This window comes from Bradyrhizobium sp. SPXBL-04 (assembly GCF_051853035.1).
In the GTDB taxonomy this organism is placed as follows: domain Bacteria; phylum Pseudomonadota; class Alphaproteobacteria; order Rhizobiales; family Xanthobacteraceae; genus Bradyrhizobium; species Bradyrhizobium zhanjiangense.
Map to the genome: position 1 here is coordinate 6,262,184 of NZ_CP182472.1, position 25,967 is coordinate 6,288,150.

The 25,967-nt window shown below is 65.1% G+C and carries 20 protein-coding genes, 1 tRNA gene and 2 pseudogenes; 15 read left to right on the plus strand and 8 right to left on the minus strand.

Annotated elements, in window-relative coordinates; all coding sequences use genetic code 11:
* Positions 1–128 precede the first annotated feature (128 nt).
* Both ACNJX8_RS29660 and ACNJX8_RS29665 read right to left on the minus strand, forming a co-directional pair.
* Positions 129–353, minus strand: a complete 225-nt coding sequence (locus ACNJX8_RS29660) for a DUF3606 domain-containing protein (RefSeq protein ID WP_128935266.1) — start codon at positions 351–353, stop codon at positions 129–131.
* Between the two features lie 155 nt (positions 354–508).
* A complete protein-coding gene (locus tag ACNJX8_RS29665; RefSeq protein WP_439357651.1) occupies positions 509–1,939 on the minus strand; it encodes a TAXI family TRAP transporter solute-binding subunit in 1,431 nt (476 codons plus the stop codon).
* A gap of 301 nt (positions 1,940–2,240) precedes the next feature.
* Between ACNJX8_RS29665 and ACNJX8_RS29670 the strand changes: the two genes are divergently transcribed.
* The 4 genes from ACNJX8_RS29670 to ACNJX8_RS29685 all read left to right on the plus strand — a co-directional run bounded on the left by ACNJX8_RS29670 (position 2,241) and on the right by ACNJX8_RS29685 (position 7,423).
* Entirely contained in the window at positions 2,241–3,488 is a 1,248-nt protein-coding gene (locus ACNJX8_RS29670; RefSeq protein WP_128935268.1) for an MFS transporter, read from the plus strand.
* 136 nt (positions 3,489–3,624) lie between these two features.
* On the plus strand, positions 3,625–4,818 hold the full coding sequence (locus ACNJX8_RS29675; RefSeq protein WP_439357652.1) for a M20/M25/M40 family metallo-hydrolase: 1,194 nt from the start codon (positions 3,625–3,627) through the stop codon (positions 4,816–4,818).
* Positions 4,819–4,892: 74 nt separating this feature from the next.
* Positions 4,893–5,981 (plus strand): mandelate racemase/muconate lactonizing enzyme family protein, encoded by a 1,089-nt coding sequence (locus tag ACNJX8_RS29680; RefSeq protein ID WP_439357653.1) that lies wholly within the window; start codon positions 4,893–4,895, stop codon positions 5,979–5,981.
* Positions 5,982–6,274: 293 nt separating this feature from the next.
* Positions 6,275–7,423, plus strand: a complete 1,149-nt coding sequence (locus ACNJX8_RS29685) for an amidohydrolase (protein WP_439357654.1) — start codon at positions 6,275–6,277, stop codon at positions 7,421–7,423.
* Between the two features lie 254 nt (positions 7,424–7,677).
* Here the strand turns inward: ACNJX8_RS29685 and ACNJX8_RS29690 are convergent, their stop codons facing one another.
* On the minus strand, positions 7,678–7,893 hold the full coding sequence (locus tag ACNJX8_RS29690; RefSeq protein WP_128935272.1) for a hypothetical protein: 216 nt from the start codon (positions 7,891–7,893) through the stop codon (positions 7,678–7,680).
* Positions 7,894–7,980: 87 nt separating this feature from the next.
* Between ACNJX8_RS29690 and ACNJX8_RS29695 the strand changes: the two genes are divergently transcribed.
* The 4 genes and pseudogenes from ACNJX8_RS29695 (at position 7,981) to ACNJX8_RS29710 (ending at position 12,250) form a co-directional block, all read left to right on the plus strand.
* Positions 7,981–8,703, plus strand: a complete 723-nt coding sequence (locus ACNJX8_RS29695) for a DUF72 domain-containing protein (protein WP_128944033.1) — start codon at positions 7,981–7,983, stop codon at positions 8,701–8,703.
* 349 nt (positions 8,704–9,052) lie between these two features.
* A pseudogene (locus tag ACNJX8_RS29700) lies at positions 9,053–10,375 on the plus strand (sodium:solute symporter family protein).
* Positions 10,372–11,565, plus strand: coding sequence for a sialidase family protein (locus ACNJX8_RS29705; RefSeq protein WP_439357655.1), 1,194 nt, complete (start codon positions 10,372–10,374; stop codon positions 11,563–11,565). The pseudogene ACNJX8_RS29700 and the gene ACNJX8_RS29705 overlap by 4 nt, the downstream one beginning before the upstream one ends.
* Before the next feature lies 1 nt (position 11,566).
* Entirely contained in the window at positions 11,567–12,250 is a 684-nt protein-coding gene (locus ACNJX8_RS29710; protein ID WP_439357656.1) for an SDR family NAD(P)-dependent oxidoreductase, read from the plus strand.
* A 34-nt stretch (positions 12,251–12,284) separates the two neighbouring features.
* On the opposite strand, the gene ACNJX8_RS29715 is transcribed toward ACNJX8_RS29710, so the two are convergent.
* Positions 12,285–13,460, minus strand: coding sequence for a CaiB/BaiF CoA transferase family protein (locus tag ACNJX8_RS29715; RefSeq protein WP_439362000.1), 1,176 nt, complete (start codon positions 13,458–13,460; stop codon positions 12,285–12,287).
* Positions 13,461–13,627: 167 nt separating this feature from the next.
* Between ACNJX8_RS29715 and ACNJX8_RS29720 the strand changes: the two are divergent.
* A pseudogene (locus tag ACNJX8_RS29720) lies at positions 13,628–14,515 on the plus strand (hypothetical protein).
* 216 nt (positions 14,516–14,731) lie between these two features.
* On the opposite strand, the gene ACNJX8_RS29725 reads toward ACNJX8_RS29720, so the two are convergent.
* Positions 14,732–15,109 carry a PRC-barrel domain-containing protein gene (locus tag ACNJX8_RS29725; protein ID WP_128935279.1) on the minus strand — a complete coding sequence of 126 codons (378 nt, stop codon included), beginning with the start codon at positions 15,107–15,109 and terminating at the stop codon, positions 14,732–14,734.
* A 415-nt stretch (positions 15,110–15,524) separates the two neighbouring features.
* Positions 15,525–15,599, minus strand: a tRNA-Gln gene (locus ACNJX8_RS29730).
* Between the two features lie 246 nt (positions 15,600–15,845).
* On the opposite strand from ACNJX8_RS29730, the gene ACNJX8_RS29735 reads away from it, so the two are divergent.
* On the plus strand, positions 15,846–17,621 hold the full coding sequence (locus tag ACNJX8_RS29735) for an acyl-CoA dehydrogenase (RefSeq protein ID WP_439357657.1): 1,776 nt from the start codon (positions 15,846–15,848) through the stop codon (positions 17,619–17,621).
* Between the two features lie 200 nt (positions 17,622–17,821).
* Here the strand turns inward: ACNJX8_RS29735 and ACNJX8_RS29740 are convergent, their stop codons facing one another.
* Together ACNJX8_RS29740 and ACNJX8_RS29745 are read right to left on the minus strand one after the other, a co-directional pair.
* Positions 17,822–19,060 carry an MFS transporter gene (locus ACNJX8_RS29740; protein WP_439357658.1) on the minus strand — a complete coding sequence of 413 codons (1,239 nt, stop codon included), beginning with the start codon at positions 19,058–19,060 and terminating at the stop codon, positions 17,822–17,824.
* A 15-nt stretch (positions 19,061–19,075) separates the two neighbouring features.
* Positions 19,076–19,240, minus strand: a complete 165-nt coding sequence (locus ACNJX8_RS29745) for a hypothetical protein (protein ID WP_164934634.1) — start codon at positions 19,238–19,240, stop codon at positions 19,076–19,078.
* An 82-nt stretch (positions 19,241–19,322) separates the two neighbouring features.
* On the opposite strand from ACNJX8_RS29745, the gene ACNJX8_RS29750 reads away from it, so the two are divergent.
* From ACNJX8_RS29750 to dxs, 5 genes are all read left to right on the plus strand, one after another.
* Positions 19,323–20,081, plus strand: coding sequence for an enoyl-CoA hydratase-related protein (locus tag ACNJX8_RS29750; RefSeq protein ID WP_439357659.1), 759 nt, complete (start codon positions 19,323–19,325; stop codon positions 20,079–20,081).
* A gap of 165 nt (positions 20,082–20,246) precedes the next feature.
* A complete protein-coding gene (locus ACNJX8_RS29755; RefSeq protein WP_439357660.1) occupies positions 20,247–21,908 on the plus strand; it encodes a bifunctional metallophosphatase/5'-nucleotidase in 1,662 nt (553 codons plus the stop codon).
* Positions 21,909–22,041: 133 nt separating this feature from the next.
* Positions 22,042–22,971: a histone deacetylase family protein gene (locus ACNJX8_RS29760; RefSeq protein ID WP_439357661.1), complete on the plus strand. Its 930-nt coding sequence runs from the start codon at positions 22,042–22,044 to the stop codon at positions 22,969–22,971.
* Positions 22,972–23,044: 73 nt separating this feature from the next.
* Entirely contained in the window at positions 23,045–23,296 is a 252-nt protein-coding gene (locus ACNJX8_RS29765; protein WP_439357662.1) for an exodeoxyribonuclease VII small subunit, read from the plus strand.
* Between the two features lie 602 nt (positions 23,297–23,898).
* Positions 23,899–25,827 (plus strand): 1-deoxy-D-xylulose-5-phosphate synthase, encoded by a 1,929-nt coding sequence (gene dxs / locus ACNJX8_RS29770; RefSeq protein WP_130220925.1) that lies wholly within the window; start codon positions 23,899–23,901, stop codon positions 25,825–25,827.
* Positions 25,828–25,967 lie beyond the last annotated feature (140 nt).

Here is a 25,967-nt window from a genome sequence, read left to right on the forward strand (position 1 = left end):
CAGCCTGCAGGACCGAGACGGTGATCGCAAGCCAAAGACGAAAGAATGGCCGCGATCACAACGACGAGCCCTATGAGGTAAATCAGGCCGTTCATCGCAATTCTCCTCTTCGACTTGATGACTTGAATTTATTCGAGGGTCGTGGGCGTATCCTTGGCATTACACTGCTGAACGGTCAGCTTCTCGATCTCCACTTCCTTCTCTATGGCCGTTAGAGAGTTGCCGATCTTGTCGACGATCCTGACCAGATCGGTATTGGAGATGCGAAGCCGCCTGCGTACGGACTTGACCTGCACTGCGTTCGTAAGATCGAGCGTTGTGCGAATGGGCCGTGGTGGTCTTGAGGACAGCATGAGTAGATCTCCTGACCGAGGTAAGAGCGACGATGTCTTTTTTGTTCCTATCGTCCGCCGACCGAAGTCCCGAACGGCGATGAGTACGGCGAGGCGGCGATGGCAGCCGTCGCGGGCACCGCGGAGCCAGCTACGACAGGTTGAGATGGCCGACCTTATCCGCGCGGCGTAACGCCATGGCCCGCTACCGCGCCGCGAACGGTTTCGAGGGTGGCGCGTTGCAACGCGGCTCGCCTCTCGGCAATGGCGTTGCTCAAGAGGTCGAGCACCAGCTCAAATGCCGCCAGCTCCTCTCCCTCGATAGCGCCGTCATCGTAGCACTCGAGCGTTTCAGCGATGATGGCGTCGGCCTCACGCTGCAGGGCCAGAAGTTCCTGATTGGATTCCGCGGTCCGCGCGCTGGACACCATGGCCAGGATTCTCTTGCGATGGCTGGTGTTGTCCTCCCTTTCGTCGCGGTTCAAATAGCGGCGCAACCAGGCGCCGGCCGAGCCGATTCCGGAGAGAAGCAGGAGCCCGAACCAGAAGTAATCGCCATACCGGTCGAGGAAGGTGCGTTCATTGCCGTCAATGACGGCCGCCGCTCCCCGATGGACCTGCAGCTCGGTGTCCTTCTCGAGGTCCGGCTTGGTGATGTGTGCAGCGCCGGGGGCCAGCCGCGCGATCGTCTGGCGAACGGCAAAGAGCTGCCGGAAAAAGGCGGCGACCGTCGTTTCGGACAAGGTCTTTCTCGCCACGATGAGATGGCTGACGCTGACCGTCTCGACTTTGTCATCCGGCCAAGCTGGATCCGCATTGAAGACGCTGGGCGGAATCTCCTCGGATTCATAGCGGGGATGCTTCAGGGCGATCGCTTCCGATGTCTCGATGGCGAGAAACTTCGGCTCGCCGCGTGCCCGCGCCGTTGCGACGACGGCGTCCGCTGTAATTTTGCTGTCGAGCGGCCCGACCGCCATGAATGCATCGAGGGTGCGATCGCGCGCCAGCTCCTGGATCTGTTCAGTGCCAAAGTGCGTCACCGCGACCTTGTCCGCCTGCACTCCGGCGGCGCTCAGGATGACGCGCAGCAACGCGGCGTTCGCCGCGGTCCGCCCGATCACGCCGACACGGCGCCCTGCGAGATCGGCGACCTCCTTGATTTTCGGCGGGCTCTTTCTTTTCGAACTCTTGCCGGCAAGCCCAGACGGCGCCCACAGCACAACGAAGTTCTTGCGCAAGACGGCGACGGTCTGCGCCGCGGCGGGCATTTCCAGATCGCCCCGGCCGACGGCAAGGTCCGCCTTGCCGGCCCCAAGCAGGGCGAGAGACTCCACCGCCCCTTCGGTTTTGATCGGAGCCAGCCTGATCGTTCGGCTTTCGCTGCCGAAGGCATCGGCCATCGCCTGAATGACTTTGTAGTCGTCGCTGCCCGGCGGTCCAACGGCGATCCTGAGAACGTCCGGCCGCAACGCATAATAGAGTGCACCCGCTGCGGCGCCAAAAACAAGAAATCCAACGGCGAGGACCAGCAGTAAGGAATTGCTCCTTCTCCGCTCTCGGCGGGCCGCGTCACTGGTCGTCTGACTTGGACTCTCGGACGAGGACATTGCCGCTGCCGCCGCAGATCGAGGCGCCTCCCGCTTGGCAGGATACCACGTTTTCCCGAGCATAACGTCTTGGCGGCCGTCCTGGTTCACAACCGTCCGAGGCCTGAACGCCTGCCAAGCGCGCCGTCGTGACGGCCGGCACTCGGCAAGCGTCATGCTGATGGCCGGCTGCCTGCACGTGGTCATTCGCGCGGTGATCCAGAGAAGCCACATTCCGGAATGAGGGGGTCCCGCTGCCGCCATTGGCGCCCGCCCCGCGATCATGTACGCCGATCCGAAATCTTCTCGGGACGGGACGCCCATGACGACCGCTGCCACGAAAGACGCGGGAGATGGCACCCGCGCGCTGATCTTTGCGCTGCTTGCGCTGGCCTGCGGGCACATGCTCTCGACCCTGCTGCGCACCATTCCGGCGGTCAGCCTCGACCTGATGGCGGCGGATTTCCATATCGAGCCGCAGGCGCTGGCCAGCCTCACCTCGGTCTATCCCTTCGCCTTTGCCGCGGCACAGATTCCGGTCGGCGCGGCGATGGATCGCTTCGGTGTGCGGCCGGTGGCGCTCAGCCTGCTCGCGGGAACCGTGATCGGCGCCATCGCGTCGGGGTTTGCGACCGGGCCTGCGAGCTTTGCGGTCGGGCAGGTGCTGCTCGGCGTTGCCACCTCGGGCATGCTGATGTGCCCGATGACTCTTGCCGCCAAGCAATTGTCGGCCGGCCGCTTCGGGCTATGGTCGGGCGCGATCCTCTCGATCGGCAATATCGGCATGCTGCTGTCGTCGAGCCCGCTCGCCTTCGTGGTCGACACTTGGGGCTGGCGCGCCGGGTTCTGGATCTCCGCAGCTGGCGGCATCGCGGTGGCGCTCGCCGTGTTCGCGCTGGTGCCGCACCAGGCGGCCGAGCACAAGGACGATTCCTCGCCGCTATCGCAGATGATCGAGGTGCTCCGGCTCGGACTGTCACGGCCCTTGCGCGGCCTGATCGCGCTGGCGCTGGTGTCGCTCGCGAGCTCGCTGGTGCTGCGCGGCCTGTGGGGCGGGCCGTGGCTGATGCAGGTCAAGGACCTGTCGCGGGTCGAGGCCGGCAACCAGCTCGGCGCGTTCACTCTGGCGATGATCGCCGGTCCTCTCTGCATCGGCATGATCGACCGCAGGCTGGGCCGCCGCCGCGCGCTGGTGGCGGCCTCGCATATGGTCGGGGCGCTGCTCCTGGCGCTGATGGCGTTGGGGGCGCCGCATTACGCGGTCTCCGTGCTGTTCGGCATGCCGATGATGCCGCCGCAATACGACCTCGTGCTGTTCGTGCTCATTGGCCTTGCGACCTCCGCGCAGCCGCTGCTGTTCGGCATGTCCCGGCAGCTGGTCGATGCGCAAACCGCGGGCAAGGCGCTCGCGGCCGTGAACCTCGCGTTCTTTCTCGGCGCGGCCTTGATGCAGTCGGTCACCGGTGCGGTGGCGGCACTCGCCGGGCTGCCGGCGGTGCTGCTGTTCATGGCTGCCATGCTGGCATTCGGCGTGCTGATCTTCTTGGCTTACACCTCGCCAAGTCCATAAAGCGCGATGAGATCAGAATGAATCGTCATCGCAGCTTTAGGTTATTTGTTTGAGCATGATCTTTTCGGAAAACCGCTGCACACTTCTCCGGATCATGCTCTAGGATGACGCGCCCCGCTCGCCAAAGGAATCACTCATGCCCGTCGACACCAAAGCCGCCACCGACCGCCTCATGCGCTTCCTCTCCGTCGAGGGCGTGACGGGACAAGAGGCGGCGATCGGGCGAGAGCTCACGGCCGCGCTGAAGGAGAGCGGCGTGCCGGCGAAGGCGATCCGGCTCGACGATGCCAACACGCGCATTCCCGTGCCGACCGAGACCGGCAACCTCATCGTCGACCTGCCCGGCCGCGGCGCGCTGCACAACCAGCCGCGCATCATGTTCATGACCCACATGGACACCGTGCCGCTCTGCGCCGGCGCGAGACCTAAGAAATCGGGGCGCAAGATCGTCAACGAGGCCAAGACCGCGCTCGGCGGCGACAATCGCTGCGGCTGCGGCGTGCTGGTGACGCTGGCCGCGGAGCTCGAAAAGCAGAAGCTCGATCATCCGCCGATCACGCTCTTGTTCTGCGTGCGCGAGGAGAGCGGGCTCTATGGCGCGCGCCACGTCAAGCTCGACGAGCTCGGCGCGCCGATGATGGCCTTCAACTATGACGGCGGCTCGGCCTCCAACGTCGTCATCGGCGCGGTCGGCGCCGACCGCTGGACCGTCGAGATCTTCGGCCGCGCCTCGCATGCCGGCGTGGCGCCGGAGCGCGGCATCTCCGCGACCATGATCATGGCGCTCGCGCTCGCCGAGGTGAAGGCGGGCGGCTGGTTCGGCAAGGTGGTGAAGGGCAAGCAGCAAGGCACCAGCAATGTCGGTCCCGTCACCGGCGGCGAGGGCCGCCCGGCGGGCGATGCCACTAATGTCGTCACCGACTACGTGCATGTGCGCGGCGAATGCCGCAGCCATGACGGGAAGTTCTTCAAGGAGATCACCAAGGCCTACAAGGCCGCGTTCGAGAAGGCCGCCAAGAAAGTCACCAACGCGCAAGGCAAATCCGGCAAGGTCAAGTTCAAGGCGCAGACCGACTATTATCCGTTCCGCATGAAGGAGAGCCTGCCCGTGGTCAAACGCGCGATCGCGGCGGTCTCTGCCGTAGGTGGAACTCCGAACGTCCGCGCCGCCAATGGCGGCCTCGATGCCAACTGGATGGTCCGCCACGGCATTCCGACCGTGACCTTCGGCGCCGGGCAGAACGAGGCGCACACGATCGACGAATGGATCAATCTCGACGAATATGACCGCGCCTGCGCGCTCGCGCTTCAGCTCGCGACGATGCGGTGACCCGCCCTGCACGGTGCGCGCTTGCCCGCCGGTGCGCACCGTCCTAGCCTGCAAAGAAAACGCAGGAAGGAACCATGGCGCGCATCGCAACGACCGAGACCGGACTCTACCGGATCCCCCTCCCCATCACGCTCTCCGACTCCACCCATGGCGAGATCGCCGCGTTCGAGCTGATCACCTGCCGCATCCGTGATGCCGACGGCGCCGAGGGCGTCGGCTACACCTACACCGTCGGGCGCAATGGCGGCGCCGTCGCCGACATCCTCAAGCGCGAGATCCCCGTACTGATCGAGGGACGCGAGGCCGACGACACCGAAGCGATCTGGCATCACCTCTGGTGGGCGCTGCATTATGGCGGCCGCGGCGGGCCGGTGGTGCTGGCGCTCTCCGCGCTCGACATCGCGCTGTGGGACCTGAAGGCGCGGCGCGCCAAGCTGCCGCTGTTCCGCCTGCTCGGCGGTTTCGACGCGGCCGTGCCGTGCTATGCCGGCGGCATCGACCTCGATCTGTCCGTCGACGCGCTGCTCAAGCAGACCGACGGCAATCTCGCCAAGGGATTTCGCGCCATCAAGATGAAGGTCGGCCGGCCCGACCTGAAATCCGACGTCGCACGCGTTTCCGCGATGCGGCAGCATCTCGGCGACGGTTTTCCGCTGATGGCTGATGCCAACATGAAATGGACGATCGAGGAGGCCATCCGTGCCGCGCGTGCTTTCGTTCCCTACGACCTCACCTGGCTCGAGGAGCCGATCATTCCCGATGACGTCGCAGGCCACGCACGGATCATGCAGGCCGGTGGCGTGCCGATCGCGGCCGGCGAGAATCTGCGTTCGCTGTGGGAGTTCAAGAACTACATCGCCAGTGGCGCGGTGTCCTATCCCGAACCCGACGTCACCAATTGCGGCGGCGTGAGTGCGTTCATGAAGATCGCGCGGCTGGCGGAGGCCTTCAACCTGCCCGTCACCAGCCACGGTGCGCACGACATCACCGTGCATCTGCTCGCGGCCTGTCCGAACCGCTCCTATCTGGAGGCGCATGGTTTCGGGCTGGACAAATATATCGAGCATCCGCTGGTGCTGAAGGACGGCATGGCGCTGGCGCCGGACCGGCCCGGCCACGGCATCGGTTTTGACTGGAACGGGCTGGCGAAGCTGACGGGGTAGGGTTCAATCGTGGCCGCGAACGAGGTGCGCTCCCTCTCCCGCTTGCGGGAGAGGGTTGGGGAGAGGGGATCTCCGCAACGGGACAATCTCCTAGGCGGAAAGAACCCTCACCCGGCGTTACGCGCCGACCTCTCCCGCAGGCGGGAGAGGTAAGTGGGGCCGCGGCAAGATTGGGCTCATCGGCCGTCATCAGACTGATTGTTGCTGCACGCGTGCTATTCTCGTCTGCTGGATGCACAGGTCGCAGACTTCGATATGATAGCCGCAACCGACATCACCCAAGAGCCTCTACCTTGACACCCGAGCTGCACCAGAAACTGACCGCGTGGCGCCAGCACCTGCATGCGCATCCCGAATTGTCCCTCCAGGAGAAGGCCACCGCCGCTTTCGTGCAGGACCGGCTCACCGAGCTCGGCATTCCCTTCGTCTCAGGCATCGGCGGGCACGGCATCGTCGCGACCTTGATGCGCGGGCATGCGCAGAGGCGCGTCGGCCTGCGCGCCGACATGGATGCGTTGCCGATCACCGAGGACACCGGCCTGCCCTACGCCTCGACAACGCCTGGCGTGATGCATGCCTGCGGCCATGACGGACACACCGCCTCGCTGCTCGGTGCGGCGGCGCTGCTCGCCGCCGACACCGATTGGAACGGCACGGTCGATTTCATCTTCCAGCCGGCCGAGGAAGGCTTTGGCGGCTCCCGCGCGATGGTCGCGGCCGGGCTGTTCGACCGCTTTCCGATGGAACGGGTGTTCGGCTTTCACAACTGGCCGGGCCTTGCCGCCGGCAGCATCGCGGTCCATGACGGCGTCGTCATGGCCTCCGGCGGGCGCATCACCATCACCATCGAGGGCCATGCCGGGCATGCCGGCATGCCGCATCTGACGCGCGATCCAGTGATGGCGGCCGGCCATTTGATCGTGGCGCTGCAATCGATCGTGGCGCGCGGCGTCGATCCGCTCGACACCGCCGTGCTCTCGCTGTGCACGATCGAAGGCGGCACCGCGCCGAACCAGATCGCCGGACGCGTCACGATCCGCGGCACGCTGCGATACCACCGCGACGCGGTCAAGGACACCATCCTCGACGGGATCGAGCGCAGCTGCGCCGGGATTGCGACCAGCTTTGGCGTCAAGGTCACGCCCGAGATCGTCATGGGTGTCGGCGTGGTGATCAACACGTCGGCGGAAGCGGGCCTCGCCCGCATCGCCGCAGAGAAGGTGCAGGCTCCGGTGCGGCGCGACCTCGCGCCCAGCATGGCCGGTGAGGATTTTGCGTTCTACCTCCAGCAGCGGCCGGGCGCCTTCGTCTGGATCGGCAATGGGGACTTGCGCGACGGCGCGGAGCTGCACGGCCCGCGCTATGATTTCAACGACGCGATCCTCCCGGTCGCATCGAGCTGGATGGCCGAGGTCGCCAAGACGGCGCTGGCGTCGAACTAGAGCGCAATGAGATTGAGTTTCTCCCTCTCCCGCTTGCGGGAGAGGGCTGGGGAGAGGGTGTCTCCCCAATGGGGCACTTCCGATGAGGAAACAGCCCTCACCCGGCGCTTCGCCGTAGCCGAGGCTCTGCCTCGGCGTCTTTTGAGATGACGGCCGCCGAAGGCAGCCTACGCCTCTCCCGCAAGCGGGAGAGGTTTACGGAGCCGGCGGCGCTTCAAGTGATTCAACCTGAAGCCATCTCGCTCTAGGCCCGTTCAGGAAATCTCGCGCGGCAGCTTCCAATCCGGCCGCGGCTCGCAAACCTCGTCCACCCGCTTGACGTGATAGCCGGCCGGCAGAATCCGGCCGCCTTCCTCGTCGGCGACCGGGACGTCGGTCACCAATCCCTCGATCAAGGCGGCTTCCCACACCTCTTTCTCGGTCGGAAAGGGACTGCCGATCTGCTTGTTGCCTTCGAACAGCGCGTACATCGGTTCCGGTCCTGCGTTGATCAAGAGCAACGTATCGGCCGCACGGACGTTCCCTTCCGGCAAATTGCAACGAATGGCACGTAAAAGATGGCGCGCGTTCTGATCGGCACCTCCGGCTGGCATTACGCCTCCTGGCGAGGCCCGTTCTTTCCCGAGGGCGTGACGCTGAAGGAGCAGCTGCGCTACTACGCCGGACAGTTCGACACCACCGAGCTGAACGGCGTGTTCTACCGCACGCCGACGCCGGAGGCGGTGAAAGGATGGCGCGAGCAGACCGGCCGCGATTTCGTCTTCGCCTGGAAGGCGTCGAAATTCATCACGCACTGGAAGCGCCTGTCGGGCCGCTCCGTCAACAGCCTCGAGCTACTGGAAGATCGCATCTCACGGCTGGGCCGCAAGGCCGGCCCGATCCTGTTCCAGCTCCCGCCGCAATTCGAGGCGGACGCCGACCGCCTCGCCGCCTTCTTCAAGCTGTTGTCCGGAAAACGGCGTTACAGCTTCGAATTCCGTCATCCGAGCTGGTATCAGCCGCGCATTCTGCGAATGCTGGCCGACGAGAACATCTCGCTGTGCCTGTCCGACCATCACGATGCGCCGGCACCATGGAAGCGCACGGCGGATTTCGTCTATGTGCGCGGACACGGGCCGAGCGGGCGTTATCACGGGCACTACACCAAAGCCACGCTCGCGCAATGGGCGCGGCGGATCAAATCGTGGAAGCGGCAGGGCTGCGACGTCTATGTCTATTTCGACAACGACCAGAAGAGCGCGGCACCGGCCGATGCACGGGCGTTGAAGCAATTGCTGTAGCAGGCGGACGCCGGCTCGCCCCGCATAGCTCGACCTTTTGATTCCCGCCGTGGACGAAGGAAACGGACACCCGCTGCCCCGCGCGTTCCGACCTCGCGGCGCGCCCGTGCGCTTGACGCACGGCGTCTTGAGAGGTCTAATAGACGTTGACAACAATTGTTCGCATTCCGAACATTTTGCTTGGACCAGAGCGGGCTCCACAACACCGCGTCCGTCACCAGAGGAAACGTCAACGATGCAAGCCATCCTCAACGGCGAGAGCACGCTCATCGTCACGATGATCGTCGCCTATATCGCCTTCACGTCCTGGCTCACGCTGAAACTGCGCAGCCGAACCAGCGACCAGTTCATGACTGGCGCGCGCGCAATGCCGGCCGTCGTCGTCGGCGTGCTGATGATGTCCGAATTCGTTGGGGCCAAGTCGACCGTCGGCACGGCGCAGGAGGCGTTCCAGTCGGGCATCGCGGCAGGCTGGGCCGTGCTCGGCGCCTCGATCGGCTTCTTGCTGTTCGGGCTGTTGATGGTGAAGAAGCTCTACAATTCCGGCGAATACACCATCTCGGCCGCGATCGCGTAGAAATACGGCAAGTCGACCATGCTCACGGTATCGGTGATCATGATCTACGCCCTGCTGCTGGTGAATGTCGGCAATTACGTCAGCGGGGCAGCCGCGATCGCCACGGCGCTGCATGTCAGCCTGCCTGTTGCGATGTGCGTCATCGCCGTCGTCAGCACCTTCTACTACGTGTTCGGCGGCTTGAAGGGCGTCGCCTGGGTGACGATCCTGCACAGCGCCATCAAGGTCGTCGGCATCCTCATCATCTTTGCGGTGGCGATGTCGCTGACCGGCGGGATTGCGCCGATGCGGGCCAAGCTGCCGGTGCACTATTTCAGCTGGGACGGCAAGATCGGCTTTGCGACCATCTTCGCCTGGACCTTCGGCACGGTCGGCGCGATCTTTTCGACGCAGTTCATTGTCCAGGCGATCTCCTCGACGCCGAGCGCCGACGACGCCCGCAAGGCGACCTTCTATGCCGCCGCGTTCTGCCTGCCGCTCGGCATCCTTCTCGCACTGATCGGGGTCGCCGCGAAATTCCTCTATCCTGATATGAACAGCCTCTACGCCCTGCCGGTGTTCCTCGAGAAGATGCCGCCGCTGGCCTCGGCCTTCGTGACGACCTCGCTCGTCGCCTCGATCTTCGTCAGCGTCTGCACGGTGGCGCTCGCGATCGCCTCGCTCGTGGTGCGCGACTTCTACGTTCCCTACTGGAAGCCGACGCCGGAGCGCGAGCTGAATATGACCCGCGTGTTCTCGGTGCTGATCGGCATCGTGCCGCTGGTCTTCGTCTTCTTCGTTCCGGAGATCCTCAAGCTGTCGTTCTTCACGCGCGCACTGCGGCTGTCGATCACGATGGTGGCGATGATGGGCTTTTATCTGCCGCTGTTTGCCAGCAACCGCGGCGCCACGGCCGGGCTGATCGGCGCGGCGGTGTCGACCACGGTCTGGTACCTGCTGGGCAATCCGTTCGGCATCGACAACATGTACGTCGCCGCCGTGACGCCGTTGATCGTGATGGCGATCGAGCGCCTGGTGCTGGGCCGCTCGCCCACCGCCCCGGCGACGCCGCAGGCGGCGCAACCAAACGCCCTGTTGGAAAGGACTTCGACATGATCGCCGACATGGAGATCGTCGCCGATGGGGTCCTCCGCCCGGTGGCCGATGATCCCGAGCGGTTCGACGCCTTCATTCCCTCGCCTTGCGTGCAGAACCACGCCGCCAATCTTATGCCGCTCGCGGGCGGCGATCTGGCCTGCGTCTGGTTCGGCGGCACGCAGGAGGGCATGTCGGATATCTCCATCTACTTTTCACGCCTCCCCCGTGGCGCGACACAGTGGTCGCCGGCCGAAAAGCTCTCCGATGACAAGGGACGTTCGGAGCAGAACCCGGTGCTGTTTCCCGCTCCCGACGGCACGCTGTGGCTGATGTGGACGGCTCAGCTCGCCGGAAACCAGGACACCGCGCTGATCCGCCGCCGTCTCTCGCGTGACAATGGCAAGAGCTGGGGCCCGATCGAGACGCTGTTCCCGGAGCAGCGCGGCCGCGGCACCTTCATCCGCCAGCCGGTCGTCGTGCTCGACAATGGCGACTGGCTGCTGCCCGTGTTCTATTGCCACAGCACGCCAGGCCGGAAATGGAACGGCGACGAGGACACCAGCGCGGTGAAGATCTCGTCGGACGCCGGCGCGACCTGGCGGGATGTCGACGTCCCCGGCAGCCGCGGCTGTGTGCATATGTGCATCGCGCGCCTCGACGACGGCTCGCTGCTCGCGCTGTATCGCAGCCGCTGGGCCGACAACATCTATCAGAGCAGGTCCGCGGATCACGGCCGCACCTGGTCAGCGCCGATTGCGACCGCGCTTCCCAACAACAACTCATCTATCCAGTTTACGCGGCTCGTGAACGGCCATCTCGCACTCGTGTTCAACGACTCGAGCGCCAATGATGCGACCGGCCGCCGCCTCTCGCTGTATGACGAGATCGAGGACGATCTGCCACCGGTTCTCGCCGCCGACGCCAGCACGGCGAACGGACGCACCGCATTCTGGGGCGCGCCGCGGGCACCGATGACGCTGGCGGTCTCGGCCGACGGTGGACGGAGCTGGACCAGGCGCAACGTCGAGACCGGCGACGGCTATTGCATGACCAACAATTCGCGCGAGCAAAGCAATCGCGAGCTATCCTACCCGACCGTCAAGCAGACCGCCGACGGCGCGCTCCACATGGCGTTCACCTTCCACCGCCGCGCCATCAAATATGTACGCGTGACAGAACCATGGGTGACGCGCGCCGCCCGGGGCTGAGATGATGCACATGAGGCCTCACGCCCTCGTCACCGGCGCCAGCTCGGGGATCGGCGCTGCGATCGTCGAGCGGCTGCTGCGCGACGGCTGGCGCGTCACCGGCATCAGCCGCCGGCCCGGGTCGTTCGAGCATCCGGCCTTCGATCATGTGTCGCTCGACCTTGCCGACGTCGGGGCCATCGCGGACGCCGTCGCGGGCATCGCGCCGACCGCACTGGTTCATGCCGCCGGCATGCTGAGGGTCGGTCACCTCGGATTGCTCGACCACGAGGAGGGAGCGGCGATGTGGCGGCTGCATGTCGACGCCGCCGAGCGCCTCGCCGACGCGCTGGCACCGCGCCTGCCGAAAGGAGGGCGCATCGTCTTCATCGGCAGCCGAACCGCATCTGGTGCGTCCGGCCGCGGGCAATATGCCGCGACGAAGGCGGCGCTGATCGCGCTGGCCCGGTCCTGGGCAATCGAGCTCGCGCCGCGCGGCGTCACGGTCAACGTGGTTGCGCCAGCTGCGACCGAGACGCCGATGTTGAAGGATCCCTCGCGCGCTGATGTTGCACCAAAACTGCCGCCAATCGGCCGTTACATCCGCCCCGAGGAAGTTGCTGGCGCAGTCGCCTTCCTGCTCTCGGCGGAAGCCGCCGCCATCACCGGACAGCAGCTGGTCATCTGCGGCGGCAGCTCGCTTTGAATGCTCCGCCATCCCGGAGCTTGCACCGTGATAGCTAGATGATGCCGCCCTGCCGGAGCGCCGCTATCGCGGCCTCGTCGTAGCCGAGCTCAGTCAGGACGAGATCGGTGTGCTCGCCGAGCGTCGGCGGACGCGTTGCGATGTCGCCCGGCGTCTCCGACAGCCGCACGGCGGCGCGAGCGACCGGTGCGGGCTTCGGCAGGCCGGGATAATCGACGTCCTGCATGAAGCCGGCGGCACGGATGTGCGGATGGTCCAGCGCCTGTTGCGGGCTGAGGACAGGTCCGGTCGGGATCATCGCACGTCCCAGCGTGTCGACCGCCTCCTGCGTGGTGCGCTCGGCGCACCAGCGCGCCATCCGTTCGCTGATGATGGGGCCGTTGTTGCCGCGGCTGATGTCGTCGGCAAAGCGCGGATCGTTCAGCCACTGCTCCTCCTCGCCCATCAGCCTCGCCCAGCGCTTGAACAGCGGATGACCGGTGACCTGGCACAGCACCCAACCGTCTTTGGTGCGGTAGATGTCGGCTGGAGCCGCGGTCTGGCCGAGATTGCCTGTCGGCACGCGGTTGACGTTGATGACCGCCTGCTCGATCAGCGTGGCATTGGTGAAGGACAAGGCGGTTGCGAGCAATGCGCCCTCGACGACCTGCCCGCGCCCGGATTTGCCGCGCTCGATCAGCGCGGCGAGCGTTCCGAACGCGCAGTGCAGCGCCGTACCGAAATCGACCCAGTTCACCGCGGCCCGATACGGCGGATCGCCCGCGCCCGTCATGTACACCGACCCCGACATGACCTGGCCGACGCCGTCGAAGCCGACGCGGTCGGACCAGGGCCCCGGCCCGCCGAACGCGGTCGCCGTGGTCAGGATGATGTCGGGCTTGATCGCCTTCAAGGATTCGTAGTCGAGCTTCATCGCGCGCAGGGTCTGCGGCGGCAGATTGGCGACGACCACGTCCGCGGTGGCAACCAGGCGGCGCATCACGTCCTGCCCCTCCGCCTTCATCGGATCGAGCGTGATGCACTTCTTGTTGCGGTTGACCTGGAGAAACAGCGCGCCTTCGCCATCTTCGCCCACCGGCGCCACGAAGCGATCCTCGCTGCCGTCGCGCTTTTCGACGCGAATGACCTCGGCGCCGAATTCGGCCAGCAAGGTCGCGCAATAGGGACCTGCGATATAGCGCCCGAAATCGAGAACGCGGACGCCGTCCAGATCGATCCCTTCCCCAATGTTTTCGTCAGATTACAGGGACTGCCCGCCACAGCAAGGCGGCAATGGACATGATGCCCAGCCCGCGAGATGTGAACGGCGACCAGTTTCGGCGGACGGAAATTCTGCTCTAGTATGGCCCTAGATCCTCCAGCCGGAAGCACACATCCATGCCGCAGCCATTCGATCGATCAGCCGAAGATCTCGGGAATGCGATCCATTTCGAGCACGTCAACGTGTAGGTCCCGGACCAGCGCCTGGCGACCCTGTTCTACGTCACGGGGCTCGGGCTGACCCGCGATCCCTATCTGATGGTGTCCGACACCAACATGTGGATCAATGCCGGGCGAAGCCAGTTTCATTTGCCGAGCGGCAGGCCGCAGGTGCTGCGCGGCCATATCGGGCTGGTCATCGCGGGCCGCGAGGCGCTGCTGGCGCGGCTCGCATCGGTCGCGAAGAAGCTCGAGGGCACGGCCTTCGCATTCGCCGAGCGCAACGACCATGTCGAGGCGACCTGCCCGTGGGGCAACCGCCTGAGCTGCTACGAGCCGGACGCTGCGCGCTTCGGGCGCATCGCGCTCGGCATTCCCTATGTCGAGTTCGACGTGCCGGTGGGCTCCGCGGCCGGCATCTGCGCGTTCTATCCTGAAGTCATGGGCATGCCCGCCGACTTGCGGAACGGCAACGGCAAGGTTGCCGCGGTGAAGACGGGCCGCGACCAGCATCTGCTGTTCCGCGAGACCGATCGGCTGAACAGCGACTATGACGGCCACCATGTGCAGATGTACATCACCGACTTCTCGGGCCCGTACCGCAAGCTGCTGGCGCGCGGCCTGATCTCCCGCGAGGACAATCAATACCAGTACCGGTTCTGCGACATCGTCGACCTTGATAGCGGCAAGCACCTCTTCACCGTCGAGCACGAGGTGCGCAGCGCCACCCATCCGATGTTCATGCGCCCGATGGTCAATCGCAATCCGGCGATCAACAACCGGAATTATGCGTACGGGCACGACGAGGCGGCCTGGGCAATGGGGCCGGACCAGTATGAGGGATAGGGAGCGCTGGCTGAACGTTTGAGCATGATCTCCGCGCAAACGCGTTCGGCGTTTGTCGCGAGGAAAACCGCTGCACACTTTGCACTAACGCTGCCCTTCGGGGCCGGATTATTCTAGCGTCTGTCGGCAGGATCAAATCCGACAGCATCCAATGAGGGCCGGCTGATCAATTCAGCTGGCACTCACGATTGGAAATTTCCGACGCGCCGCCAGGCGTTATAGGCCACCTCGCCCTTCCCAATAGGTGGGCATCCCATAATAGCGGTGAGTTCGCGTTTCCCAGTCTCGATCCTGCCAGGAGTCATCGCTGAACTCAGGCGCATCCTTCAGCTGTTGCTCGGTGATGTTGGTTCGAAAACCGTCAAGCGACGTATCAAATGTCAGAGCGCCCCAGGGAATGGGGTAGTGGCTGTGACCCAAGCCAACAAATCCGCCGAAGCTCATGACGGCATAAGCCACGCGGCCTGACACCTTGTCGATGATGAGGTGATCAACCTCACCGATATTCTTTCCATCTGCACCATACACCTTGGTTCCCTGAATATCTTCGCTTGAGATGCATTGATGATTCGGATGTGCTGTTGCGCGGGCCATGACCTTGTCTCCTTCACAAGTGGTTTTGTCGGCCTAACTCGGCCGCTCCGAGGGCGTTCCTGTCTTGGGAGAACATGTCGCAGCGCCGATCATCAACCTGTCGTCGCTGACACCGACTATGACAACCCAGCCCTGGTCGCTCCGGGGAGGCACACACATCTGGCGACAAGAGCCGGGGCGACAGGCCGACAAAGAAGCTACGAAAGGACGCCCAACGAGGACGGTGCAGGCACGCTCCACGTCGCGGGCTTCGTCGGTCTGCCACGACACTTTCGAGCGACAGCGCGCATCTCGCTGAGACCCGGACGGCCGGTCGCGCTCCGATGCGACTTCACTGCATGACGAGGCCGCGCCAGACCCGGCAGCTCCCCAGCCAGGCTGATTTCGGGAGTGGTCTCAGGCGGGGCGGGCAATCTGGCTGGGGCGGGAGGGATCGAACCTCCGAATGGCGGAATCAAAATCCGCTGCCTTACCGCTTGGCTACGCCCCAACAGGGAACGACGGAAGATCGGGCTACCGCGGATTCCCCTCAGGTGCTGCCGGTCTATAGGGAGCGACGCGGCATTTCAACCGCCTGGAGGGGCAAAATACCACACGGGCGGGCGACCCTCCCCTCCTCACTCTATATTATAGGCACGGCGATGGCCCCGCTCCCGGCCGGCCCGCCTCCCGGCCATTGAGACCGCCCCCGTTTCATGGGAATACGGCGCCAATATTTTGTCCACGGGAGTGAGCCATGACCTACCGCGCGCCGATCTCTGACATGCTGCTGTCGCTCAACCACGGCGCGGGCCTCAAGGCCGCCGTGGCGGCCGGCCATTACGGCGATTTCGACGCCGATATTGCCGCGGCGGTGCTGGAGGAAGCCGGCAAGTTCGCGTCCGACGTGCTGGCGCCGCTCAACAAGGTTGGCGACGAGCACGGCATCAAGCTGAGCGAGGGCAAGGTCACGACCGCGCCGGGCTGGCCGGACGCCTACAAGCGTTGGACCGAGGGCGGCTGGAACGCTGTCTCGGGCCCGGAAGGTTTTGGCGGCCAAGGCCTGCCACTTGCGATCAACGCCGCCTGCACCGAGATCTGGAGCGCCGCCAACCTCGCCTTCGGCCTCTGCCCGCTGCTGACCGCCTCCGCGATCGAGGCGCTGGAGGCGCATGGCAGCGACGAGCTGAAAAAGATCTATCTCGAGAAGCTCGTCTCCGGCGAGTGGACCGGCACGATGCAACTCACCGAGGCGCAGGCCGGCTCCGACGTCGGCGCGCTGCGCACCCGCGCCGAGCGGCAGGCCGACGGCACCTATCGCATCAAGGGGACGAAGATCTTCATCACCTATGGCGAGCACGACATGACCGACAACATCGTGCATTTCGTGCTGGCGCGCCTGCCTGACGCGCCCGCCGGCACCAAGGGGATCTCGCTGTTCCTCGTGCCGAAATTCATGGTCAATGCCGACGGCTCGCTGGGGCAGCGCAACGACATCTATGCGAGCGGCGTCGAGCACAAGCTCGGCATGCATGCTTCGCCGACCTGCACGATGACCATGGGCGATCATGGCGGCGCCATCGGCTTCCTGATCGGCGAAGAGAATCAGGGCATGCGCTGCATGTTCACGATGATGAACCAGGCCCGCCTCGGCGTCGGCCTCGAGGGCGTCGGCGTCGCCGATCGCGCCTATCAGCAGGCTCTGTCCTACGCCCAAGAGCGCAAGCAGGGCCGCGCGGTCGGCAAGAAAGGCGACGGCTCGGATGCGATCTTCGTCCATCCCGACGTCAAGCGCATGCTGATGCGGATGCGGGCGCAGACCGCGGCGGCGCGCACCATCTGCTATGCGACCGCGGTCGCGATCGACGTTTCCACCCGCGCCAAGGACGCGAAGGTGCGTGCCGATGCGGCCGCACGCGCGGCGCTGCTGACGCCGATCGCGAAGGGCTATTCCACCGACATCGGCAATGAGGTCGCCTATCTCGGCGTGCAGGTGCATGGCGGCATGGGCTTCATCGAGGAGACCGGCGCTGCGCAGCATTATCGCGATGCCCGCATCACCGCGATCTACGAAGGCACCAACGGCATCCAGGCGATCGACCTCGTCACGCGCAAGCTCGCGGCCAATGGCGGTGCGGCGGTGTGGGCGCTGCTCGACGAGCTCTCGGCTATCGTCAGCCAAGTCGAGGCCTCCAACGATCCCGCCTTCGGCACCACCGCCACCAAGCTGCGCGAGGCGGTGGAAGCGCTGACGCGCACCAGCAAATGGCTGTTGGAGCGCGTTACGTCCGCGCCGAACGAGGCGCTTGCGGGAGCTACGCCCTATCTGCAGCAGTTCGGCGCCACGCTCGGCGGCTGCATGCTGGCCTCTGAGGCGCTCGCCGCCAAGGCCGACGGCACTACGGACGCCGCGCGCTACGTCTCGCTCGCCCGCTTCTTCGCCGAGAACATCACGGTGCAGGCGCCTTCGCTCGAGCGCACCGTGACGGAGAGTGCGGAGTCGGTCGCGGCGGCGGATGCGGTGCTGCTGTAGGCGCGAAGCACTGCCGCGTTTGGGATGGGAGATCTCACCTCCTCCCCGCTGTCATTCCCCGCGAATGCGGGGAATCCAGTACGCCGCGGCGATAAGCGACTGACGCCACTGGGTACTGGATCGCCCGATCAAGTCGGGCGATGACGCCGAATGTGTGGGACGAGCGTACCACACACGACCGGATTGCGCCGCGCTCCAGGCTACGAAGCTTCGACATCCGCCCTTCCCCCCGGCCGCCACAACACGACCGCCGCCGCGACGAGATCGAGCACCACACACAGCGCGAACGCCGTCGTGTAATTGCCGGTAAAGCTCCGCACCAGGCCGACGATGCCGGGGCCGAAGGCGCTGACGATGCCGCTGATCGAGGTGCCGAGCCCCATCGCGGCCGCGAAGGCAGAAGCGCCGATCTCGCGCTGGATGATCAGAGGCGGGAACGTGATCATGTTGCCGATCGAGAAGCCGTAGACGGCGCAGCAGGCCAGCAGCACGGTCGGACTCGTGCTTTGGAGCAGCACGAAGAGAGCCGCGGCCTGGCTCGTCATCGACGCCGCGCAGGCGAGCCGCGGATCGAGCCGGTCGACGAACAGGCCGAGCGACAGGCGGCCGATCACCGCCATCGCCGCCATGAGAGTGACGGCGAGGCCCGCGCTGGCGCGCCCGATCAGCGGCTCGAGAAACGTCACCTGATGGATGATGAAGCCCATCTGCGCCAGCAGCGCGATCGCGATCGGCAGCACCATGGTCCAGAACGCTGCGTTGGCGAGCAGCGCCTTGCGCGACTGGCCGGGTGCGGCCGCATCGCCACTGGACGGACGTCCGGCCGGTGCCAGCGAGGTCCCGGCGGGCCAACCGATGAACGTCACGACCACCGGCAGCACCAGCAGCACCATTGCGAGCGTGACCGCCAGCATCGCGAAACGGAAGCCGATGCTGCCGGTCAGCGACAGCAGCAGCGGGACGAGGACGATGCCGCCGCAGGTCGCACCGTTGAAGGCGAGGCTGAGCGCGAGCCCGCGGCGCCGCTCGAACCAGGAGTTCAGCACGGTCGCGATCACCACGGTGCCCATGCCGGTCCAGCCGACCGACATCAGCGCATAGGCCAGATAGAGCTGCCAGGGCGTCTGCATCAGCGCCAGCAGCACGGTCGAAGCACCGAGCGCCGACAGGCCGCACAGGATCAGCGCGCGCAATCCGATGCGGGCGAGCAGATCGTCGGTGAAGATGACGAGGACGGAGGTCAGGAGGAACGAGAAGGTGCTGGCCGCGGAGACCAGCGTGCCCGGCCAGCCATGGGCGCGCTGCAGTTCGGCGAGATAGACGCCTTGGCCGTAGAGGCCGAAGCCGAACATGAAGAAAGCCATCAGGAAGCAGGCCAACACCACGCGCCAGCCGCGGTAGTGCAGCGAGGATTCGTCGACACCAGTTTTGGCAATCATCAATCGAGCAATCGGTCAAAGCAAACGGTGCAATGTGCGATCGTGCCCCACAACCAGCGGTTTTTCAATTGAAACATTGTAGCCATTTGTTGCAACGCGCAATAGCGAGACCCCACCGATGCGGCGGGCGCCATGTACCTGCGTCACAAGATCGGCATCGAAAAGCTTGAGCCAGCGCATTGGCACGCCTGCAAGATGATGTAGGCTGACGTTTCGTGAGTCACGCCAAAGGCAAGCGCCGCGGCGACCGCAGGGGGCTCTCATGCCGAATGGCAATATCGTCGTCACCGAAGAGCGTGGAACGCGCGTGATCACCCTGCGTCGTCCAAGCAAGAAGAACGCGATCACGCAGGACATGTATCGGGAGATGAGTCACGCGATCGACACCGCGCAGAGCAACTCCGACATTCGCTGCATGATCATCACCGGCGGCTCCGGCGTGTTCACCGCCGGCGACGACATCGAAGATTTCCTGAAGGCCGACGCCTCGCAGCCCGAGATGCTGTCGAATGGCGCCAAGTTTCTCTATTCGCTCGCCCTCAATGCCAAGCCAATCATCGCCGCCGTGGACGGCGCCTCGATCGGCATGGGCACCGTGATGCTGTTCCACTGCGACTATGTGCTCGCCTCGAACGCTGCGACCTTCTCCGCACCCTATATCCATCTCGGGCTCGTACCAGTCGGCGCGGCCAGCCTGCTGATGCCGAACACGATGGGCTACCAGCGCGCCTTCGCGATGCTGGTGATGGGGCGGACTTTTTCCGCCGCGGAGGCGCACGCCGCAGGCTTCGTCAACACCGTGGTCTCGCCGGGCCACACCGAGGTCGAGGCGCGCAAGGTGGCGCGCGAGATCTGCCGCTTGCCGGCCGAGGCGGTCGCGACCTCGCGCCGACTGCTGCGCGCTCCGCCCGAGGAGCTCACCCGCCGCATCGACCAGGAAGGCCATCTGTTCGGCGAGCGGCTGAAGTCGGAGGAAGCGGTGGCGGCGTTCAATGCGTTCGCGAACCGGAAGAAGCGGTGAGGTGAGCACGCTGCTGCCACCCTCCCCTGGAGGGTCACCCCGCCCCGGTTCGCATTTCATGCGAACCGACCCGCCCCCTCAAGGGGCGGGTGGGAGTGCGCGGCAGTCGCCGCACGCAACAGAAGGCTTCGTGAAATCTTCGCGCCGAACATCTAATCTGGTTCCATGCGACATCTTCTCCGCCTGACCGCCTTCGCACTCGCCCTTACCTTTGCCCTCCCCGCCTCGGCCCAGACCGCCGCGCCGGTCGAGCTGCGCATCCTCGCGGTCAACGATTTCCACGGCAATCTGCGTCCGCCGCCGGGCGGCATTCGCATCGGAGATCCCGAGGATAGAGCCAAGAAGGTGATGGTGGCGGCCGGTGGCGCCGAATACATGGCGACGCTGGTGAAGCAGCTGCGCGAAGGCCACAGGAACACAATCTTCGTCGCTGCCGGCGACCTGATCGGCGCGAGCCCGTTCCTGTCGGCGATGTTTCACGACGAGCCTTCGATCGAGTCGCTGTCAATGATGGGTCTTGCGATCACCTCGGTCGGCAATCACGAATTCGACGAGGGCAAGACCGAGCTCTTGCGGATGCAGAACGGCGGCTGCCATCCGGTCGACGGCTGCCAGGGGCCGCATCCCTTCACGGGCGCCAAATTCCGCTATCTCGCGGCCTCGACCATCGAGACCGCGACCGGCAAAAGCGTGCTGCCGCCGTTTGAGATCAGGGAGTTCGACGGCATCTCCGTCGGCTTCATCGGACTGACGTTGAAAGGCACCGCCGGCATCGTCTCGCCCGCCGGCATTTCCGGTCTCGAATTCCGCGACGAAGCCGAGACGGTGAATGCGCTCGTGCCGCAATTAAAGGCGCGCGGGGTGGAAGCGATCGTCGTGCTGATCCACGAAGGCGGCGAGCCTGCCGGCGACTACAACGAATGTCCCGGCATCTCGGGCCCGATCGTCGACATCGTCAAGAAGTTCGATCGCGCCGTCGACGTCGTCGTCAGCGGTCACACCCATCGCGCCTATGTCTGCAATATCGATGGACGGCTCGTCACCAGCGGCGACAAATTCGGCACACTGGTCACCGCGATCGACCTCAAGCTCGATCCCGCAAGCCACGACATCGTCAGCGCCAGGGCCGAGAACGTCATCGTCGCCAATGCCTCGCTGCCTAAGGATGCCGAGCAGACCGCATTGATCGAGGCCTACGACAAGCTGTCGGCGCCGATCGCCAACCGGCCGGCCGGATCGGTGACGCAGACGCTGTCGCGCATTCCGAACGAGGCCGGCGAAAGCGCGCTCGGCGACATCATTGCGGATGCGCAATTGCTTGCAACCCGCGATGCCAAGGACGGCGGCGCCGTGATCGCGCTCACCAATCCCGGCGGCATCCGCACCGACATCGTTCCCAAGGAGAACGGCGCGATAACATTTGGCGATGTCTTCGCCAGCCAGCCGTTCCGCAACCGTCTCGTCACCATGACGCTCACAGGCCGCCAGCTCAAGGACTTGCTGGAACAGCAATGGCTCGACCCGAAGCGGCCGCGGATCCTGCAGGTGTCGAACGGATTCAGCTATGCCTGGGATGCGGCGAAACCATTCGGCGAGCGCGTAATGCCGGAGAAGATGACGCTCAGCGGCAGGCCGATCGAAGCTGGAAGCGGCTACCGCGTCACCCTCAACGACTACCTCGCCGTCGGCGGCGACGGCTTTACCGTCGCCAAACAGGGCTCGGCGCCGCAATATGGCGGCTACGACGCCGACGCGCTGTTCGCGTTCTTCCGGGCGCACGGGCCGATCGGTCCGCTACCGCCCACCCGCATCCTGCGGGTGAATTGATCCGGATCAAACGGGCCGGCGCGGGACGACCCTTTGCCATTGCCGTCCAAACGCCTAGATTGGGTTTTGCATTGCGTTTTGGCGCCGGATGCGCCAAGCGACGTCAAGAGCCGTTTTCTGTGAGGCCGACCTGATGAGCACGCTCCTTCTCTCCCACAAGGCCTGCCTCGACCACGTCACGCCGCCGGGACATCCTGAAAGGCCGGATCGTCTGCGCGCGGTGGAGGAAGCGCTGTCGCACGAGCGTTTCCAGTTTCTGGCGCGCGACCAGGCGCCGGAGGGCGATCTCGATCTCGTCACGCTGTGCCACAACGAGCACTACGTCACCGAGCTGCGCCACATCGCGCCGACCAGCGGCCAAGTCTATCTCGATGGCGACACCTCGATGTCGCCAGGCACCTGGGAAGCGGTGATGCGCGGCGTCGGCGGCGCGGTCGCGGCCACCGAAGCGGTGATGGCGGGCGAGCATCGCAACGCCTTCGTCGCGGTGCGCCCGCCCGGACATCACGCCGAGATCGGCAAGCCGATGGGCTTCTGCTTCTTCGACAATGTCGCAATCGCGGCGCGCCATGCGCAGCGCAAATTCGGCATCAAGCGCGCGGCCATCGTCGATTTCGACGTACATCACGGCAACGGCACGCAGGACATCTTCTGGTCGGACCCGACCGTAATGTACTGCTCGACGCACCAGATGCCGCTGTTTCCGGGCACCGGCGCCAAGAGCGAGCGCGGCGACCACGACACCATCGTCAATGTGCCGCTCGCGTCCGAGGACGGCGGGCCGGAATTCCGCAACGCGTTCGAGAATCTGATCCTGCCGCAGCTGGAAAAATTCAGCCCCGAGCTCCTCATCATCTCCGCCGGTTTCGACGCGCATTATCGCGACCCGCTGGCCTCGCTGAACCTGCGCGCCGAGGACTATGCCTGGGTGACGCGCAAGCTGATGGACCTCGCCGACAAGACCGCAGGGGGCCGCATTGTTTCGGTACTCGAGGGCGGCTATGACCTGCAAGGGCTGAAAGAATCTGTTACGGCGCATGTCGGCGCCCTGATGGGCGCGTGACGGACCCGCCACATTAAGCCCGCAAAATTCTGCTTTTGCTCATGTGAAGCGAATCGGGCAATCGGAAACGGATATGGCCGAAAATACCCAAATCGACGTCTCCAGGCTCACCTTCGAGCGCGCGATCGAGGAACTCGAGACGATCGTGAAGCGGCTCGAAGACGGCAAGGTGCCGCTCGAGGAATCCGTGACGATCTATGAGCGCGGCGAGGCCCTGAAGCGCCGCTGCGAGGACCTGCTGCGTCAGGCCGAGGCCCGCGTCGACAAGATCACCACCGATGCCAGCGGCCAGGCCATCGGCACCGCACCGCTCGACGTCCAGTAAGCCGAGTTCCCCCCTTCGGTTTCTGACCGCGCTTGTCCCTTTAACAGGGCACAGGGAGCGCTGCCGGCTGCATTTTTCATGATCGCACGGCGCCGTCCCTCGAAGCGTGACGGTTCCATGGGTGGGAGCTGGGTGGGGGTCGTTCCGGATCGAGGCCTTCCGAGGACGAAAAAGATCTGATTCTGGCAAAAAGTCCGCCAAGAAACCGGACGAGCCCGGAACCCCTCGTCACGGGCCGCAGTTAACCAAGCCGGCCCGCCGGTTGCACCTGCATACCCCCAATCGGCCCGGCGGGTTGGCTTTGGCCCAAGCTTTGGTGTAAAGCTGCGCGGAGTGTGGCTTTTTGTAAGCCTTGCGTGGGCAACGATTACCGACGACAAGCGCTTCAAACTGCTGATGAAATTGGCTGGGACGGGCGAAGCCGATCTAAGTGACAGGGATCACAGAGACTGAACCGGAGCGCACTTAAGCTTACCTAAGCTTGAAGACGGGGCCTGGCCCCATGCAGGTGGCTCCGACGGTTTGGGGACTCGCGCTGCGCCGATATTGAGCAAACCCATCGCGCACCGGAACCTTCCGGCGCTGACAAATTGGAAATGGCCGTGAACGCATACAGTAAAACGCCGCTTCTCGACACCATCCGGACGCCGGAAGACCTGCGCAAGCTCAAGATCGAGCAGGTTCGCCAAGTCGCCGACGAGCTGCGGCAGGAGACCATCGATGCTGTCTCGGTGACCGGCGGTCACTTCGGCGCGGGTCTCGGCGTGGTCGAGCTCACCACCGCGATCCATTACGTCTTCGACACGCCGCGCGATCGGCTGATCTGGGACGTCGGCCATCAAGCCTATCCGCACAAGATCCTCACCGGCCGGCGCGACCGCATCCGCACCCTGCGCACCGGCGGCGGCCTGTCCGGCTTCACCAAGCGCAGCGAGAGTGACTACGATCCGTTCGGCGCGGCGCATTCCTCGACCTCGATCTCGGCCGGCCTCGGCATGGCCGTGGCGCGCGATCTCTCCGGCGGCAAGAACAACGTTATCGCCGTGATCGGTGACGGCGCGATGTCGGCGGGCATGGCCTACGAGGCCATGAACAATGCGGGTGCGATGAACTCGCGCCTGATCGTCATCCTCAACGACAACGACATGTCGATCGCGCCGCCGGTCGGCGCCATGAGCGCCTATCTGTCGCGGCTCTACTCCGGCAAGACCTATCGCACGCTGCGCGATGCGGCCAAGCAGATCAACAAGCGCCTGCCCAAGATCCTCGCCAACCGCGCCAACCGCGTCGAAGAATACTCCCGCGGCTTCATGATGGATGGCGGCACGCTGTTCGAGGAGCTCGGCTTCTATTATGTCGGCCCGATCGACGGCCACAATCTCGACCACCTGCTGCCCGTGCTGAAGAACGTGCGCGACATGGAGGAAGGCCCGATCCTGGTTCACGTCGTGACCCAGAAGGGCAAGGGCTACGGCCCGGCGGAAGCGTCCGCCGACAAGTATCATGCGGTGGTCAAGTTCGATGTCGCCACCGGCACCCAGGCCAAGGCCAAGCCGAACGCGCCGGCCTACCAGAACGTGTTCGGCCAGAGCCTCGTCAAGGAAGCGCAGAAGGACGACAAGATCGTCGCCATCACCGCGGCCATGCCGTCGGGCACCGGCGTCGACATCTTCAACAAGGCGTTCCCCGACCGCACCTTCGACGTCGGCATCGCCGAGCAGCACGCGGTGACATTCGCCGCCGGTCTTGCGACCGAAGGCTACAAGCCGTTCTGCGCGATCTACTCGACCTTCCTGCAGCGCGGCTATGACCAGATCGTGCATGACGTCGCGATCCAGAACCTGCCCGTCCGCTTCGCCATCGACCGCGCGGGCCTGGTCGGCGCCGATGGCGCGACCCATGCCGGCTCGTTCGACAACGCCTATCTCGGCTGCCTGCCGAACATGGTGATCATGGCGGCCGCGGATGAGGCCGAGCTCGTGCACATGGTGGCGACCCAGGTCGCGATCGACGACCGCCCGAGCTCGCTGCGCTATCCGCGCGGCGAAGGCCGCGGCATCGACATGCCCGAGGTTGGCATTCCGCTCGAAATCGGCAAGGGCCGCATGATCCGCCAGGGCAGCAAGATCGCCCTGCTCTCCTTCGGCACGCGCCTCGCCGAATGCGAGAAGGCGGCCGACGAGCTCGCAGCCCACGGCCTGTCGACCTCGATTGCGGACGCGCGCTTCATGAAGCCGCTCGACACCGAGCTGGTGCTCAAGCTCGCCCGCGACCACGAGATCCTGATCACGATCGAGGAAGGCTCGGTCGGCGGGTTCGGCTCGCATGTCGCGCAGTTCCTGACCGATCAGGGCGTGCTGGACAGCGGCATGGTCAAGTTCCGCTCGATGGTGCTGCCCGACGTGTTCCAGGACCACGACACGCCCGCCGCGATGTACGCCCGCGCCGGTCTCGACGCCAAGGGCATCGTCGCCAAGGTGTTCGAAGCGCTCGGCAAGGACGTCAAGGCCGAGACGGTCAAGCTGGCTTGATGGGTTTCACCTCTCCCGCTCGCGGGAGAGGTCGCGCCGAAGGCGCGGGTGAGGGTTTTTCCTCTTGGGGGTTCTCGCTTGCGGAGACACCCTCTCCCCACCCCTCCCCCGCAGGCGGGGGGAGGAGCAGAGCGCGTGCC